The following is a 15,489-nucleotide window of genomic DNA, read 5'->3' on the forward strand; positions in this document are numbered from 1 at the left end:
TATGTCCCTTAAATCTAAGACTTTCAGGATAATTGGTCTGGCTTTAATAATTTTTTTGGTGGTTTTTGGGACAGGTATCTTTGGTTTTAATTTGTTCTCGCCTTTTAGAGATCAATTTGAAGATGAAGATTTAGAAGAAGTGATAAAAGAGGATAGAACTCTTAATTTTCTTTTATTAGGTATTGATTCAGCTCATAACGGAGATAGTAGAGCTGATACTTTAATGATTCTTAGTTTAGATTTAGATTCTAATAAAGCTGGAATAATATCTATTCCACGAGATACTAGAGTTAAACTTTCTGGCAGAGATCATCATAGTAAGATTAATACTGCTTATGCAGAAGGTGGTCCCTCTTTAACTAAGGAGGCTGTAGAAGGTCTATTAGAAACAGATGTGGATTATTATTTAGAGCTAGATTATCAAGGTTTTATAGAAATTGTAAACAGCTTAGGTGGAGTTGAACTAGAGATAGAGCAAGATATGTATTATGTAGACCAAGCAGATGATCTATATATTAATTTAAAGGCGGGGAGAAGAAGACTAGATGGTGAAGAGTCTTTAGACTATGTTCGTTATAGAGAAGAACTCTTTGCTGACATTGGAAGGATAGAAAGACAACAGAAATTCTTAGAGGCAGCTTTAGATGAAGCTATGAAGTTTAGAACTATACTAAAGGTTCCAGAGTTGGTGCAGATTATTAACCGGAATGTTAGTACAGACTTAGGTTTAAGTCGAATGCTTCAGTTAGGTTCTTTTTTATACAACTTTGAAGAAGATAATTTAGAGATGTTGACCTTGCCAGGAGACCCTAGATACATTAGCGGTGTTAGTTACTGGTACCCTCATAAGGATGAGATAGAGCTTTTAGTAGATTCCCTAGTTAGAAATAAGTATTATTTTAATAATTCCAAATTGAATCTTCGTATCTCAAATGGGAGCGGCCGAGTTGGAGTTGCTAGAGGTTTTGCTAATATCTTAGGTGAGCAAGGATATACTGTTGAAGGTATCGCTAATGCTGATCGCTATGATTATTCGAAAACTTTAGTTTTTGCTCCTGAAGATAAGGCAGATGATCTTAGGTCTTTAGTTGAGTATTTAAACGCAGATTTGAGATTAGAAGAAGAGAGAGCTCTGATTGAAGTTATTATTGGAAAAGATATAGTTGAACGCAAGATAGAACAAGGTCTTTTTAGTTGAATATAGAATAATTAATATATAGAATGATTAGAGTTATGAGGAGGTATTTTGATAGTGGAAAGCAAATTAGTTGAAAAAATTGTAGAAGCAGCACAAGATAAAAAAGCTGAAGATATTGTAGTTTTAGATGTTAGAGGGATCTCTATATTGGCTGATTACTTTATCATCTGTAGTGGTAGTGCTAATACTCAAGTTAGAGCTGTAGCTACTTCTATTGAACATAGGCTTGAGGATGAAGAGGTCTATGTTGATAGAAAAGAAGGGTTAGATGGAGGTCGTTGGGCTGTCTTAGATTATTCTGATGCTATAGTTCATATCTTTCACAAGGATGAAAGGGAGCATTATGATTTAGAAAGACTATGGGGAGATGCAAAGAGGATTGAAGTTTAATTTTAAGGCGAGCCTTCTCGCCTTAAAATTCTTTTCTTAAAAGCTCTTGACAAAGGGAATATCTTATCTTATAATGATTATTGTTGAATTGAATATTAGTGGGCTAGGAAAAGGAGTAGTAGGCTTAAGCTGAACTCGCCTTGGAGCTTTATAAGTGAAGTAGTAGTAGCTTATACGGTTAACAGTCGTTATTCTGTTCTTAAGAGGATATGTTATGGGGATATAGCTCAGTTGGGAGAGCGCTTGTCTGGCAGACAAGAGGTCGCCGGTTCGAGCCCGGCTATCTCCACCAAAAATTTCAATTATAATACGCGATGAAATTTTTGGTGTTAGGTCATCGAGGCCGTCACACCACAAAATTTCAATTATTAAGTAATGGAAATTTTGTGATTGTGCTAATATATCAATTAGGGTGGTACCGCGAGAAAGAACTCTCGTCCCTAGTAAAGAATTATTTCTTTATTAGAGACGAGGGTTTTTTATAGATTTAGGGAATAATATTTTAAGAAGTTTGATTTTAATTATAAAGTATACATAAACTAACACTAAGTTAAAGGGGTTGTTGATAGATGATGGGAATGTATGATTTTAAAAATATTGAACCTAAGTTACAAAATAGGTGGGAAGAAGATGGGATATATAAAAGTGAGGTTAAAGGGGATAAACCTAAATATTATGTTTTAGAGATGTTTCCTTACCCTTCAGGTAATCTACATATGGGTCATGTTAGAAATTATTCTTTAGGGGATGTATTTGCTCGTTTTAAGAGGATGGAAGGTTATAATGTTTTACATCCTATGGGTTGGGATTCTTTTGGTTTGCCAGCTGAGAATGCGGCTATTAAGCATAAAATTCATCCTAATAGTTGGACTTGTGATAATATTGATAATATGAGAAAACAGTTTAAGATGATGGGGTTGAGTTATGATTGGGATAGGGAGGTAGCTACCTCTAATCCAGATTATTATAAATGGACTCAGTGGTTATTTTTACAACTTTATAAGAAAGGCTTAGCTTATAAGAAGAAAGCTCTTGTTAATTGGTGTCCAAGTTGTAGTACTGTTCTTGCCAATGAGCAGGTAGTAGATGGAGAGTGTGAGCGTTGTGATAGTGAAGTTATAGATAAAGATTTAGAGCAATGGTTCTTTAAGATTACTGATTATGCTCAAGATCTATTAGCAGACCATAAACTACTTAAGAATTGGCCTAAAAGGGTTAAGACTATGCAAGAAAACTGGATAGGTCAAAGTGAAGGAGCTCGGATTAAATTTGAGATTAAAGGTAGTGATGAGAAATTGGAGGTTTTTACTACAAGGCCAGATACTATCTATGGAGCAACTTATATGGTGTTGGCCCCTGAACATCCTTTGGTAGAGGAATTGGTCAAAGGAACGGAAAAAGAAGGGGAGGTTATGGCCTTTATAGAGAAGATGAAAGGTCAAGAAGAAGAAGAGAGAACGGATGGAGATGCGCCTAAGCTAGGACTTGATACAGGGATTAAGGCAATTAATCCTTTAAGTGGTGAAGAGATTCCTGTAATGATTGCTAATTATGTTTTGATGGGGTATGGAACTGGAGCTATTATGGCTGTTCCTGCTCATGATCAAAGAGACTTTGAATTTGCTAAAAAGTATGACTTGCCAATAAAAGTAGTTATCCAACCTGAAGGTGAAGATTTTAATGGAGATGACCTGAAGGAGGCCTATACAGAAAACGGTAAGGTAGTAAATTCAGATATTTTAAATGCTTTGAATGTTAAAGAAGCAATAGATAAGATTATAGATTATTTAGAAGGTGAAGGTATAGGTAAGAAAGAAGTCAATTATCGATTACGGGATTGGTTGATATCTCGTCAAAGATATTGGGGAACTCCAATTCCAATGATCTATTGTGATAGTTGTGGAGTTGTACCTGTACCTGAAGAGGACCTTCCAGTTGAATTACCTACAAATGTTGAATTTACTGGAGAGGGCCAATCACCTTTAGCCACTATAGAAGATTTTGTTAATACTACTTGCCCAGAGTGTGGAAAGAAGGCAAGGCGTGAAGTTGATACTATGGATACTTTTGTAGACTCTTCATGGTATTATCTAAGGTATACTAGTGCAGATCTTTCGGATAAGATTATCGATAAGGATAGGGCCAACTACTGGATGAATGTTGATCAATACATTGGTGGAATTGAGCATGCTATCTTACACCTACTTTATGCTCGTTTCTTTATGAAGTTTATCAGTGATCAAGGTTTAGTAGATTATAAAGAGCCTTTTGATGATCTTTTGACCCAAGGAATGGTGCTTTTAGATGGAGCTAAGATGTCTAAGTCTAAAGGTAATATTGTAGATCCTTTAGAGATTCTTGATAATTATGGTGCCGATGTAGCCCGTTTATTTATTCTATTTGCAGCACCTCCAGAGAGAGATTTAGATTGGAATGATGAAGGTGTTGAGGGAGCTCAAAGGTTCTTGAATAGGGTTTGGAGATTGGTTTCTGAACACATTGATTCTCTAAAAGAAGCAAAGAGCAATTTTGAACTAAGTAATAAAGAAGAAAAAGAATTAAATCGTCAACTTCATTTAGCTATAAAGAGCGTGACTGTTGATGTAGGTGAGAGAAAACAGCTAAATACAGCAATTAGTTCTATTATGGAGTTGGTAAATGCAACTTATAAATATCTAAGTGAAATTGATGAGCTTAACTATTCGCTCTTAAAAGAGGTAGTGGAATCAGCATTATTACTATTAGCTCCTTTTGCTCCACATATGACTGAAGCTCTTTGGGAAGAGCTAGGTCATCAAGAGAGTATACATCTAGCAACCTGGCCTGAATTTGATGAGGAGGCAACTAAAAAAGATGAAATAGAGATAGTTGTTCAAGTTAATGGAAAGGTAAGGACCAAGATAGAAGTTTCTGCCCAAGTTTCTAAAGATGATCTATTAGCTTTAGTTAAAGAAGATGATAAAATTAAGGAGTATTTAGAAGATAAAGAGATAATTAAAGAGATTGTAGTTCCAAAAAGATTAGTTAATTTAGTTGTAAAATAAATAACTTAAAAGGTCTTGTATCCTAATAAGGACAAGACCTTCTTTATTTATAATTAATATTTTTAAAGGGAGAATGAGTTTTATGTAGAAGTAATAATAGGCTAGTTGTTATTATTTTATTAACAAGCTATTTTGCTAAAACTAAATTATATAAGGGTTAAATCTTAAATCGTTGTAAAGAAGACTAATTTTGGGAAGGGGTATAGAGTGTGGTTAAATATATAGTTTTTGATTTTGATGGGACCCTAGCAGATTCAATGGGCATTGGAGTAAAGGTCTTTAACCAGATGGCTGATAAGTATGGTTTTAAGAAGCTTAAAGATGGTAATATTGAAGAGCTAAGGGGCTTGTCAGTTATAGAAAAGTGTAAAGCTGTTAATGTTCCTATATATAGATTACCCTTTTTAGCATTAGAGTTTCAGAGAATATTTAAAGAATCTCTTAGTGAACTTAGGCTATTTGATGGTATTAGGAATATGTTGACTTCTTTAGAAGAAAAGGGGTATAAATTAGCTATTATTTCATCAAATGCTGAAGAGAATATTAGAGAATTTTTAGAAGGTGAAGGGATATTAGATAGCATAGAAGAGATATTCTCCTCTAATAATATCTTTGGTAAGGATAAGGTGATAAAAAAATTCTTGAAAAAGAATAAACTTAATAGTTCTGAGATAATCTATGTAGGAGACGAAGAAAGAGATATTCAAGCTTGTAAGAAGATTGGAGTTGAGATTATTTGGGTATCTTGGGGTTTTGATTTATTGAAGGCTGTAGAGAAAGAGAACCCAGATTATATAGTTCATAATCCAAGTCAGATATTAGATATAGTATAATTAGATTAGATCTTGTACCTAAAGGTATAAGGTCTTTTTGTTTTTTAGAAGTTAAACAATATAGTAATAAAGCGTAGCTTTATTACTGGTGATGAGTAATCAGTAATGAGTAATGGGTAAAACCTTAAAAAACAGAAACCCCTTTGTTACCTAAGACTTATAAGAGGTTTTGAGATTTTGACTTTACTCATTACTCTTCACTCATTACCCATTACTAGTGGCACGAAAGTGACACTATATTACTAAAAAGTAGTAAAAATCAAGTATAAAAATATCTAATTCGGGTAAGATAATTTCCGGGTGATGTGGATGTTTAGAATAAATAAAATTGAAGATGGGATTTTGCTAGTACTTATAGTCTTTATAATTGGAGCGAGTATTTTTTTGTTGCTTGGTGATGGTGTGTTTAGAAGTGAAGATAGTATAGAGATTAGGAGTAGTATTGAAAAAGAGAATTCAAACATTAAAGATGTCGAGGAGAAGAGATCAACTCTTCCTAAAGAAGTGGCTAAGGAGATTCTTGTTCATATAGGAGGAGAAGTAGATAATCCAGGTGTTTATAGGCTAAAAGAGGGGGATCGGCTTTATCAATTGGTAGAGAAAGCGGGCGGGCCAACAGCCAAAGCTAATCTTGATTTAATAAATCTTGTAGATGAGGTTAGAGATGGCGGTAAGGTTATCATACCTTCTCAGGGTGGTGGAAGCAGTGGTGATGCTTTAGGACTGGTTAATATTAATAGTGCTACAGCTAATGAACTTGAAACTTTAAGCGGCGTTGGCCCAGCTACTGCTGGGCGGATAATAGACTATAGAAATAAAGTTGGTGGCTTCGACTCTTTAGAAGATTTAATGGAGGTTTCAGGGATAGGAGAGAGGACCTATGATAGACTCAAAGACCAGATTACCTATTGATTTAAAGACTAGACCCTTAGTTTTAATCTTTATCCTGATGGCATTAGGACTAATTAGTGCTTCTTATATAGGTGTAAATAAAAGTTTAATTAATGCAACTAAGATTTTGGTAATCCTCTTAAATTTAATAGGATTATATTCTTATAGGAGAAGGTTGAAGTGGAGGAGAAGCATAATCTATATCTTGATCTTCTTACTTTCTTTTATATATCTACAACAATTAGAGTTAGGATGGGAAAATGAAGAGCTTGGAAAGGTTATTGGAGAGGAAGTCAGCTTAAGGGCCAAGGTTGTTGATGTCGAGGTTAATGATAGAGGAATAGAGTATCTAATTGAAGATATCATGGTTGGAGATCTAATGAGTAAGCGACGGGTTCTAGTCTCTAATTGGGATGGTGAAAAAGAGCTTTCTTATGGAGATATAGTTGAAATAGATACCCAATTAAGGTTGGCTCCGACTAAGACAAATCCAGGTTCTTTCTCCTATCGGGATTATTTAAAGGGAGAAAATATCTATGCTAGGGCGAACATAAGTAGGGATAGAGGGTTGAGGGTTTTGGCTAATGAAGGTGGTATTATCTCTAAGTCCATCCGGGAGCTTAGAAGGAGAATGGAGATTAGTATAGATGATTATTTTCTATCTCCTTATAGCGATATCTTAAAAGCCCTTCTTCTTGGTAGGGGTAATTTACCCCAGGATATTAATGATAATTTTAGGGAGTTAGGGTTGAGCCATATCTTAGTTATTTCAGGTTTTCATATGGGGCTTATATCATACTTTATTGCTCTTATATGCAAATGGTTGAAATTATCAAAAGCGTTAACCTTACTTATAACAATATCTACCCTATTTTTCTATCTAGGTTTAACAGGTTTTGGGCTGTCTAGTGTAAGAGCAGTTATTTTAATTACTTTAATATTAATTGCTAATTATCTGGGTAGAAGAATAGATCTCTATAATATTTTAGCGGGAGCAGGGATTATTATTTTATTAATAGCCCCCTATTCCCTCTTTAAGGTAAGTTTTCAATTATCTTTTATAGCTGTTTTATCTATAGCTTATTTAAGTCCAGTAATTGAGAAAGTTTTACCTATTAAAAAGGGAAAGGTTAAGAAAATTCTAGTAGCTACTACTGCAGCCCAATTGGGCTTGTTACCTGTTTTGGCTTATTACTTTTATGAAGTTTCCTTTTTAGGTATAGTTGCTAATCCCATAATTATGCCTTTGGTTTCAGTTTTAATCTGGTTGGCCCTGCCATTTTTAATTCTGGCAACAATTTCTTTTCCTTTCTTAGCAGGTATATTGGCTTTTTTAATGAGAGGGATATTAGTCTTTGTATTAGAATTAGTTAATCTGTTAGCTAGTAATTTTAGTTTGTCTCTTTTGATAGGACGTCCTAATATACTCCTTATAATTCTTTATTATCTAATAATCTACTATATATCTAAGCTATTAAGACCTGTAGTTATACCTTATGCAAAAGATTATTCTAGATACAATAAGGTATTGATAGCATCTGTTATTTTATTTTTAATAGTTCAGTTTGGTTTTACTTTCAATAGGGATCTGAAGCTCGTCTTTTTTGATGTTGGAAATGGAGATGCTATCTATTTTGAAACTCCTAATGGCAGAAGAGGGTTGATAGATGCTGGTGTATATGGAAGAGAGGTAGTATCTTATTTAAGGAGTAGAGGGGTTAGAAGTTTAGATTTTGTATTTATATCTCATTTTCACTTAGATCATGCTGGAGGGATAGTAGAGGTGTTAGATGAGTTTGAAGTCGATAAATTATTTTACCCTCCTACATTAATAGCTAATCAATTAGAGGATACAGTGTTAGAGTTGGCTTTGGATAGAGAGGTATCTATTTATGAGTTGATTGGTGGTGATAAGCTTAAAGTTGATCCTATAAAAATTAATGTTTTAGGGCCAACATACCCTTTGATTCAAGATAGTGCAGCCAACAATAATTCTTTGGTCTTTCGTTTTAATTATGGTGATTTTAAGGTTTTATTCACCGGTGATTTGGAGTTAGAAGGAGAAAGAAGGGTGTTAAAGGAGTATGAAGATTATGATCTGGCAAGTACTCTTTTAAAAGTAGGTCATCATGGTAGTGTTACTTCAACTTCAGAGAAATTTTTAAGTAGTGTTGGCCCGAAATTGGCAGTTATTCAAGTAGGAGATAATACCTATGGTCATCCAAGTCCTTTAGTTATAAGTAATTTAAAAGCTAGTGGAGCCAAAGTTTTAAGAAATGACCAAGACGGAGCAATAACTGTCTTTAGTGATGGAAGAAGTTATAGATATAAAACATTTAAGTAGTAAAGTGTAAGTGTCGGTGTCTGTGGCAGCAAAGTTAAGAACTTAGATCTTAACTGACACTAATACTGACACTTACACTAGAAATAAAGCTAAGCTTTAATTCTTTACGGTCTAATGAACATTTGTACCCAGTAGGTGTTACCTTGTCCGTCTTTGGCAAGACCAACACCGATATAGGTAAATTCTTCGCTTAAGATGTTTTCTCTGTGTCCAGGAGAATCCATCCAAGCATCCATTACTGCTTGTGCTGTAGGTTGGCCCTGTGCTATATTTTCACCTGCTGCAGTGAATTGAACATTAAACTCTTGTAGCATCTCAAAGGGTGAGCCATAGGTTGGAGAAGTATGAGCAAAATAGTTATTGTCTCTCATATCTTCTGCCTTGGTTCTTGCCACATTAGATACTTGACCGTTGTGTTTGTATGGTTCTAACCCATATTTTTCTCGTTCGATATTTACTAATTCTACTACTTGAGCTTCCATTGTATTAATATCTTCGGTAACCTCAACCATTCTCTCTTCTTCTGGTTGAGGTTCAGGTCTTCTTTGCTCTTCTCTTTCTTCTGGCTGAGCATCTCTTTGTGGGGTCCTTCTTGTAGGTGTTCTAGGGATAAAGACTCTATCTCCTGGAAATATTAGATCTGGGTTTCTAAAGTGTCTATTAATAGCCAAAGTATCTCTAAAATCAGCCTGGTGGTTTTGACAGATTGACCAGATTGAATCTCCACTTCTCACTGTATAAATATCATAATCTTCATTATCTTGAGCCCAAGAAGATGTAGGGTTTACTAATGATATAAATGTCAAAATTATCAACACTAAAATAATATCTCTTTTTTTCATATAATTCTCTCCTTTTTATACAAAATTAAATGAGCGGTGATTATCACCGCTCATTTATTCAATTTTCAGTTTTGTTTTAATTATCCTTGAGGTTCAAAAGAACCAGCTTTTTGAGTCAAATTATAGTTGTTATTATTGTTAGTTGTAGCTTGAGCTTGAGGAGTAGAACCATTAGCCAAGTTATTCTCATATTGCTCAACCATTTTTTTAACCATTTGTCCTCCAACAGAACCGCACTCACGAGAGGTAATGTTACCCCAATATCCAGATTGATACTCTTGAGATACATTAAGCTCTTTAGCAGCCTCTAATTTAAATTTATCCATTGCTTGTAAAGCCATAGGGTTAACTAATCTATTACTACCGCTTCTGATACTCATTTTTTCATCTCCTTTTATAGTTATAGTTTAATTTATTTAATTATCCTTGAGGTTCAAAAGAACCAGCTTTTTGAGCCAAATTATAGTTGTTATTATTGTTAGTTGTAGCTTGAGCTTGAGGAGCCGAACTATTAGCTTGAGGAGTAGAACCATTAGCCAAGTTATTCTCATATTGCTCAACCATTTTTTTAACCATTTGTCCTCCAACAGAACCACACTCACGAGAGGTAATGTTACCCCAATATCCAGATTGATACTCTTGAGATACATTAAGCTCTTTAGCAGCCTCTAATTTAAATTTGTCCATTGCTTGTAAAGCCATAGGGTTAACTAATCTATTACTACCGCTTCTGATACCCATTTTTTCATCTCCTTTTATAGTTATAGTTAAATAATTAATTATTAGCCAAGTTATTCTCATATTGCTCAACCATTTTTTTAACCATTTGCCCCCCAACAGAACCACACTCACGAGAGGTAATGTTACCCCAGTATCCAGATTGATACTCTTGAGAGATGTTAAGCTCTTGGGCAGCTTCTTGCTTAAATTTATCCATTGCTTGTAAAGCCATAGGATTGACTAATCTATTACTTCCACTTCTGATACCCATTTTTTTCACCTCCTTTATTGCTTTGTACTATTATTGTGACCTTATTCTCCCTACTTATACTAGTAATTTTTGTTTCCAAATCAAATAAGTGAGACTTATATCATAGTCTGGAACAATGATAATTAAAATTTAATTTTAATTATATATTTAAATAATAGTTACTTTTATGTTAGAATAACTATGTGGACTAATCTATAATTTAATTTTGCAAAGGTGGTATTAAGAATGCAATATGATGGTATATTAAAAAATAATATCGAAGATCTGTCATCTATATATTTAATTTATGGTGATGATAAATATTTGATTGATGAATTTATTGATAAATTTGTAGAGAAATTTGTATCGGAGGATTTTAAAGATTTTAATTTGAACTTTTTAGAGGAGAATGATTCTTTAGTAACAACATTAATTAATGCTGTTAAGACTCTTCCTTTTATGGCACCTAAGAGAATAGTAGTAGTAAAGACTTATGATTTATTTTCTAAGAAACCAAAGGATGGGGAACAACTATATAAGTTAATAGGTGATTTTCCAGATAGTACAATCTTATTACTTTTAAGTTATAATAAACCTAATAAAAGGTTAAAATTATTCAAAGAAATCAAAAAGAGTGGTGAAATTTTAAAGTTTGAAGGTTTGAAATATAAAAAGTTGGATCAGTGGATAGAAAATAAAGTTAGAGATTTAGGTTGGGATATAGATAAAAGAGGAGTCAAATTATTAGAAGAAGCTTTTAATAATGATCTGTTAACCTTAGATAGTGAATTGAATAAGGTTATGGCTTTTGTAGGAGAGAAGAAGTTTATAACTAAAGAAGATATAGAGATGGTTATAAGTAAGGATTGGTTAATTAAAGAGAATATTATCTTCGATTTTGTAGATGCAATAGGTAAAAGAGATACCTCAATGGCTTTAAATCTCCTATCAGATATACTTAGAGAGGGTAGTGACCCAAAACAGATATTAGGAATGATTGCTCGTCAGATCAGGCTTATGTTACAGAGTAAGTTGCTATCTAATAAGGGCTTTAGTGCTGAGCAAATTTCTAAAAAGTTAAAACAACATATTTATCCAATAAAGAAGTGTTTGAGGCAGAGTAACAACTTTTCTATAGAAGCTTTAGAGAGGGCATTAGAGAGAATATTTGAAGCTGACTGTAATTTGGTAACAGGTGCAGAGAGGGAGTTAGAGATGGAGCTTTTAGTGATAGGCTTAAATCGAGATTTAAATGAAGATTTTGTTTCTTGAAATAATAAACCCTGATTCCTCTTAAGAGGAATCAGGGTTTATTAAGTATTATTAAGCAGTAAGCTCGTTAAATCTTCTATCTAATTGAGATTTTTTACGAGCAGCATTATTTTTATGGATAATACCTTTACCAGCAGACTTATCAATCATCTTCTTAGCAAAGATTAATCTTTCTTTTGCTAATTCAATATCATTAGCTGCTAATGCTTCGTCAAAACGCTTAATAGCAGTTTTAAGCTTTGATCTTCTTACCTTATTTACTGCAGTCTTCTTTTCAATGATTCTAATTCTCTTTTTAGCGGATTTAGAAGTTGCCATTACAGTCACCTCCTTTTAATTCTTTCTTTATCTAAATTTGTAGCCGTAGCGACCTGTAACAAAAGAATTTTATCATATAATCAGTTAAAAGGCAAGGGGTTTTTTAGGAGAGGGGCAGCAAAAGCAGTATCGAGTTAAAAAAGAAATGGTAGCTCTGCCCACGAAGGGTTTTTGCTTTTTAAAACCCTGAGGGATAGATAAATTGAATATGGTTATAGAATTTGCACGTAAAACCTGATGGGCTTGCCCTCAGGATGTAAGTGTTATTTTAAAAGTAATTCGATATTATTTTTAAAATAGGACATACTATTAATAGTTAAGGTAAATCTAACAACTGAATATATGGAGTTGCAATAGGAATTGAAGTGATAATTAAGCTCCTCTATTGCGTAAAATATTCAAGGTATCAGAATTCCTTAATCGTCAGCCTACGAGTCTAAACATCAACCTACGGGTTTTAAAATTCAAAAACCCTTCGTGAAGGTCGTAAAAACCACATCTACTCTTCGTGAAAACCATAAAAACCATATCTACCGTAGGGCGTACGGGATTCTAAGCCTCTGGAGAAACTGTAAGACCTAATTTCTTACTTAATACTTGATATTAAGCAGAAATAGGCTCGTTTCTAGGAATGAGGAATCCACGCGGGCTTGCCCCGTGGAACGTCAATATAAATTATAGTAATATATAGAATTATAATCTAGTGAAGAAAGGGGTATATTAAATATGCGAGGATGGATAGGAGCAATAGTTAGGTTTATCGTTTCTGCTTTTGTATTGTTAGGGATAGGTTTTATCTTACCAAATGTAGAGATTGCAGGATTTACTAATGCTTTAATAGCTTCGATTATAATTGCAGCACTAGGTTATGTAGCAGAAAACTTATTAGGGGAGAATATAACCCCTCAAGCAAGAGGGTTAACTGGTTTTGTTGCAGCAACTGTAGTGATTTACTTTACTCAGTTTTTATTAGCGAGGATGAGTGTCACATTTATTGGAGCAATGCTTGCTGCTATAATAATTGGAGTTGTAGATACCTTTGTACCAACAGAATTGAGATAAAGGAGGAATAGTAATGAATGGAATAGAAAATTTAGCTACTCTTACTGATTTAGCAGTTGAAGCACGGAATATGGCGGTTGAGAGAACCGGTGGAGAGATAGAAGGGGTTAGCTTAGAGGAGTCTCAGCAAGGGGATGCTAATATAACTAGAATTCAGGTCCTAAATCAAGGAGCAGCCCAAAGGATAGGCAAAGCTCCAGGTAATTATATAACTATTGAGTCAGAGAGTTTGCGTATCTCCGATAAACAGGCCCATGAAAATTTAAGTGGTATTTTGGCCCAGGAGATGAATAGGATTATAGATTACTCTGCTTTAAATAGAAATAATGGTCAAGAGCCTACTATATTAGTTGTTGGTTTAGGAAATTGGAACGCAACACCTGATGCATTAGGTCCAGAGGTTGTTCACCATATCTTAGTTACTAGACATCTATATGATTCTTCTCCTCAAGATGCTAGGCAAGGGATGAGACCAGTATGTGCTTTGGCCCCAGGAGTTTTAGGTATAACAGGGGTTGAAACAGCTGAAATAATTAAAGGTTTAGTGGATAGGGTTAAGCCAGATTTAATAATTGCTATAGACTCTTTAGCTGCAAAAGAGAGTAAGAGATTAGCTTCAACAATTCAGATAAGTGATACAGGTATTTATCCTGGTTCAGGGTTAGGTAAGAATCGTATAGGTATAACCCAAGCTGATATGGGAGTTCCGGTAATTGCTATGGGGATACCAACAGTAATAAGTTCTGTCCACATTGTAGACGATACCATTAAAGCTATGAATGGTGGTATGGGCCAACAGCAAAATAACCAACAGATAATTCAACAGGTGCTAGAACCTTTTATGGGAGATTTAGTAGTAACACCTAAAGGGGTAGATCAATTAATACGTGATACGAGTAAGATTATAGCTGGAGGAATTAATGTAGCTTTACATCCTGATATAGGACCAGAAGATGTATCATTGTATCTTCAATAAAACAAAAAATCTTTAAGGACTCCAAATCCCTTTGGGGATGAGGAGTCTTATCTTTTCTAATGGATAGGTTATAAAATAGTGTTTAGCTACATAAGTTGTTATAGGAGAGGAGAATGGAAGTGATAAACCTATGTTGGATGATCACCATGGCTTTTTGCGAAGTTTAATAATTATTTATTTTATAGTCGTAATAATTTTAAGTGGACTATTAATAGGAAGATACAGTAATAGAGTTGATTACCTTGTAGGTAATATATTTAATGATTATAATTTGGCTAGATATCTGATTAATTTAATATATCTAGACGATTTGCATTCAGAGTTAATATTAAAGGAAGGTCTACCGATTGTTAGAGTTGATAATAGTTTTGAACAAAAAAAAGATGAAGGTTCTTTATTTGCTTATACACTTAAATTTATAACTGATTTACCGCCGTCTTTTTTTATAGTTAAAGATGACCCAAGGGTTGAGCAGGTTCTTTCAAAGAGACGAGATAGAACAAAAGAGTTGGAGGAAAAATTACTAGCAGAGGGAAGTCATCAAAATGAGAAGGTAGAATTAGATTTTTGGCAGACTGAACCTTCATTATCTGAAAGAGATCTTGGAGAGATTAAAAAAGAGGAAGAACTGAAAAGGGATGAAAATATTTTAGAAGAGGTAAGCAGAGCACTCCAAGGTGCTTTAATAGGTATATATCATACTCATACAGCAGAGAACTATGAAAATAGAGGGTTTAATGCCCGTGCTAACCCAGGTGAGAAAGGAGATGTTGTATTAGTTGGTGAAAGGCTAAGAGATGTTTTGGAGAATAAGTATGGAATCTCTGTTGATCATTCCAAGAAGGTTCATGATATAACTTATGGACAATCGTATATAAAATCCCTGGATACAGCTAAGTCAATGGTAGATGGCAATGATGATATGAAGATGATCTTTGACCTCCATCGTGATGCAATTCCTAATGGAAATCGAAATTTAGTGACTACAAATATTGATGGAGAAGATGTAGCCAAGATAATGATAGTAGTGACAAATGATAGATATGGATTACCCCATCCAGAATGGAGAGAGAATCTTAACTTTGCTCGAAGGTTAGCTAGTAAGATGGATAGTATGTATCCTGGGCTTTTAAGAGAAGTTAGAATTATAAATAATCGAAGATATAATCAGCATGTCCATCCACATGCTCTCCTATTAGAGGTTGGTGGCACAGAAAACACAGTAAAAGAAGCAAAGAGGTCAGTAGAATTATTTGCTGACGTTATAGCTGCATTGATTAAAGAAGGAGTTTAATCTAAGGTCTATTATCTTGATTAATATAAATATGGGTGTTATAATTATGAAGAAT

Annotated in this window: 15 protein-coding genes and 1 tRNA gene; 11 read left to right on the forward strand and 5 right to left on the reverse strand. The window is 34.1% G+C overall.

Annotated features, from left to right (window positions below):
* Position 1: 1 nt before the first annotated feature.
* From HALSAC_RS0100635 to HALSAC_RS0100665, 7 genes are all read left to right on the forward strand, one after another.
* Positions 2-1,198 (forward strand): LCP family protein, encoded by a 1,197-nt coding sequence (locus HALSAC_RS0100635; RefSeq protein ID WP_027338630.1) that lies wholly within the window; start codon positions 2-4, stop codon positions 1,196-1,198.
* Positions 1,199-1,243: 45 nt separating this feature from the next.
* Positions 1,244-1,588 carry a ribosome silencing factor gene (rsfS, locus tag HALSAC_RS0100640; protein WP_027338631.1) on the forward strand — a complete coding sequence of 115 codons (345 nt, stop codon included), beginning with the start codon at positions 1,244-1,246 and terminating at the stop codon, positions 1,586-1,588.
* Between the two features lie 216 nt (positions 1,589-1,804).
* Positions 1,805-1,880, forward strand: a tRNA-Ala gene (locus HALSAC_RS0100645).
* A 277-nt stretch (positions 1,881-2,157) separates the two neighbouring features.
* Positions 2,158-4,632: a leucine--tRNA ligase gene (leuS, locus tag HALSAC_RS0100650; RefSeq protein WP_027338632.1), complete on the forward strand. Its 2,475-nt coding sequence runs from the start codon at positions 2,158-2,160 to the stop codon at positions 4,630-4,632.
* Positions 4,633-4,841: 209 nt separating this feature from the next.
* Positions 4,842-5,465, forward strand: coding sequence for an HAD-IA family hydrolase (locus HALSAC_RS0100655; RefSeq protein WP_027338633.1), 624 nt, complete (start codon positions 4,842-4,844; stop codon positions 5,463-5,465).
* A gap of 309 nt (positions 5,466-5,774) precedes the next feature.
* Entirely contained in the window at positions 5,775-6,377 is a 603-nt protein-coding gene (locus HALSAC_RS14640) for a helix-hairpin-helix domain-containing protein (protein ID WP_051412024.1), read from the forward strand.
* Complete coding sequence (locus HALSAC_RS0100665) at positions 6,346-8,700, forward strand: DNA internalization-related competence protein ComEC/Rec2 (RefSeq protein WP_027338634.1); 2,355 nt, start codon at positions 6,346-6,348, stop codon at positions 8,698-8,700. The genes HALSAC_RS14640 and HALSAC_RS0100665 overlap by 32 nt, the downstream gene beginning before the upstream one ends.
* 104 nt (positions 8,701-8,804) lie before the next feature.
* Here HALSAC_RS0100665 and HALSAC_RS0100670 read toward each other — a convergent pair whose 3' ends face one another.
* The 4 genes from HALSAC_RS0100670 to HALSAC_RS0100685 form a co-directional block, all read right to left on the reverse strand.
* On the reverse strand, positions 8,805-9,542 hold the full coding sequence (locus HALSAC_RS0100670) for a CAP domain-containing protein (protein ID WP_027338635.1): 738 nt from the start codon (positions 9,540-9,542) through the stop codon (positions 8,805-8,807).
* Positions 9,543-9,622: 80 nt separating this feature from the next.
* Complete coding sequence (locus HALSAC_RS14645; RefSeq protein ID WP_084804247.1) at positions 9,623-9,922, reverse strand: alpha/beta-type small acid-soluble spore protein; 300 nt, start codon at positions 9,920-9,922, stop codon at positions 9,623-9,625.
* Between the two features lie 40 nt (positions 9,923-9,962).
* Complete coding sequence (locus HALSAC_RS14650) at positions 9,963-10,283, reverse strand: alpha/beta-type small acid-soluble spore protein (protein ID WP_084804267.1); 321 nt, start codon at positions 10,281-10,283, stop codon at positions 9,963-9,965.
* 34 nt (positions 10,284-10,317) lie between these two features.
* Complete coding sequence (locus HALSAC_RS0100685; protein WP_035571015.1) at positions 10,318-10,533, reverse strand: alpha/beta-type small acid-soluble spore protein; 216 nt, start codon at positions 10,531-10,533, stop codon at positions 10,318-10,320.
* A 225-nt stretch (positions 10,534-10,758) separates the two neighbouring features.
* Between HALSAC_RS0100685 and holA the strand changes: the two genes are divergently transcribed.
* The gene (gene holA, locus HALSAC_RS0100690; protein ID WP_027338637.1) at positions 10,759-11,784 is read left to right on the forward strand and encodes a DNA polymerase III subunit delta; all 1,026 of its coding nucleotides are present in this window, start codon (positions 10,759-10,761) and stop codon (positions 11,782-11,784) included.
* Between the two features lie 51 nt (positions 11,785-11,835).
* On the opposite strand, the gene rpsT is transcribed toward holA, so the two are convergent.
* Positions 11,836-12,102 carry a 30S ribosomal protein S20 gene (rpsT, locus tag HALSAC_RS0100695; RefSeq protein ID WP_027338638.1) on the reverse strand — a complete coding sequence of 89 codons (267 nt, stop codon included), beginning with the start codon at positions 12,100-12,102 and terminating at the stop codon, positions 11,836-11,838.
* 726 nt (positions 12,103-12,828) lie between these two features.
* On the opposite strand from rpsT, the gene HALSAC_RS0100700 reads away from it, so the two are divergent.
* The 3 genes from HALSAC_RS0100700 to spoIIP all read left to right on the forward strand — a co-directional run bounded on the left by HALSAC_RS0100700 (position 12,829) and on the right by spoIIP (position 15,434).
* Entirely contained in the window at positions 12,829-13,164 is a 336-nt protein-coding gene (locus HALSAC_RS0100700) for a phage holin family protein (RefSeq protein ID WP_027338639.1), read from the forward strand.
* Positions 13,165-13,177: 13 nt separating this feature from the next.
* Entirely contained in the window at positions 13,178-14,140 is a 963-nt protein-coding gene (gene gpr / locus HALSAC_RS0100705; RefSeq protein ID WP_027338640.1) for a GPR endopeptidase, read from the forward strand.
* Between the two features lie 130 nt (positions 14,141-14,270).
* Complete coding sequence (gene spoIIP, locus HALSAC_RS0100710; protein WP_027338641.1) at positions 14,271-15,434, forward strand: stage II sporulation protein P; 1,164 nt, start codon at positions 14,271-14,273, stop codon at positions 15,432-15,434.
* Positions 15,435-15,489: the final 55 nt, after the last annotated feature.

This window comes from Halonatronum saccharophilum DSM 13868, from assembly GCF_000517025.1.
Lineage (GTDB): Bacteria > Bacillota > Halanaerobiia > Halobacteroidales > Halobacteroidaceae > Halonatronum > Halonatronum saccharophilum.

Coding starts and splice junctions, on each gene's coding strand:
- HALSAC_RS14640 (WP_051412024.1), top strand. CDS start 5,775: ATGTTTAGAATAAATAAAATTGAAGATGGGATTTTGCTAGTACTTATA.
- HALSAC_RS0100685 (WP_035571015.1), bottom strand. CDS start 10,533: ATGGGTATCAGAAGTGGAAGTAATAGATTAGTCAATCCTATGGCTTTA.
- HALSAC_RS0100700 (WP_027338639.1), top strand. CDS start 12,829: ATGCGAGGATGGATAGGAGCAATAGTTAGGTTTATCGTTTCTGCTTTT.
- HALSAC_RS14650 (WP_084804267.1), bottom strand. CDS start 10,283: ATGGGTATCAGAAGCGGTAGTAATAGATTAGTTAACCCTATGGCTTTA.
- HALSAC_RS14645 (WP_084804247.1), bottom strand. CDS start 9,922: ATGAGTATCAGAAGCGGTAGTAATAGATTAGTTAACCCTATGGCTTTA.
- HALSAC_RS0100635 (WP_027338630.1), top strand. CDS start 2: ATGTCCCTTAAATCTAAGACTTTCAGGATAATTGGTCTGGCTTTAATA.
- HALSAC_RS0100670 (WP_027338635.1), bottom strand. CDS start 9,542: ATGAAAAAAAGAGATATTATTTTAGTGTTGATAATTTTGACATTTATA.
- leuS (WP_027338632.1), top strand. CDS start 2,158: ATGATGGGAATGTATGATTTTAAAAATATTGAACCTAAGTTACAAAAT.
- HALSAC_RS0100665 (WP_027338634.1), top strand. CDS start 6,346: ATGATAGACTCAAAGACCAGATTACCTATTGATTTAAAGACTAGACCC.
- gpr (WP_027338640.1), top strand. CDS start 13,178: ATGAATGGAATAGAAAATTTAGCTACTCTTACTGATTTAGCAGTTGAA.
- holA (WP_027338637.1), top strand. CDS start 10,759: ATGCAATATGATGGTATATTAAAAAATAATATCGAAGATCTGTCATCT.
- rpsT (WP_027338638.1), bottom strand. CDS start 12,102: ATGGCAACTTCTAAATCCGCTAAAAAGAGAATTAGAATCATTGAAAAG.
- spoIIP (WP_027338641.1), top strand. CDS start 14,271: ATGTTGGATGATCACCATGGCTTTTTGCGAAGTTTAATAATTATTTAT.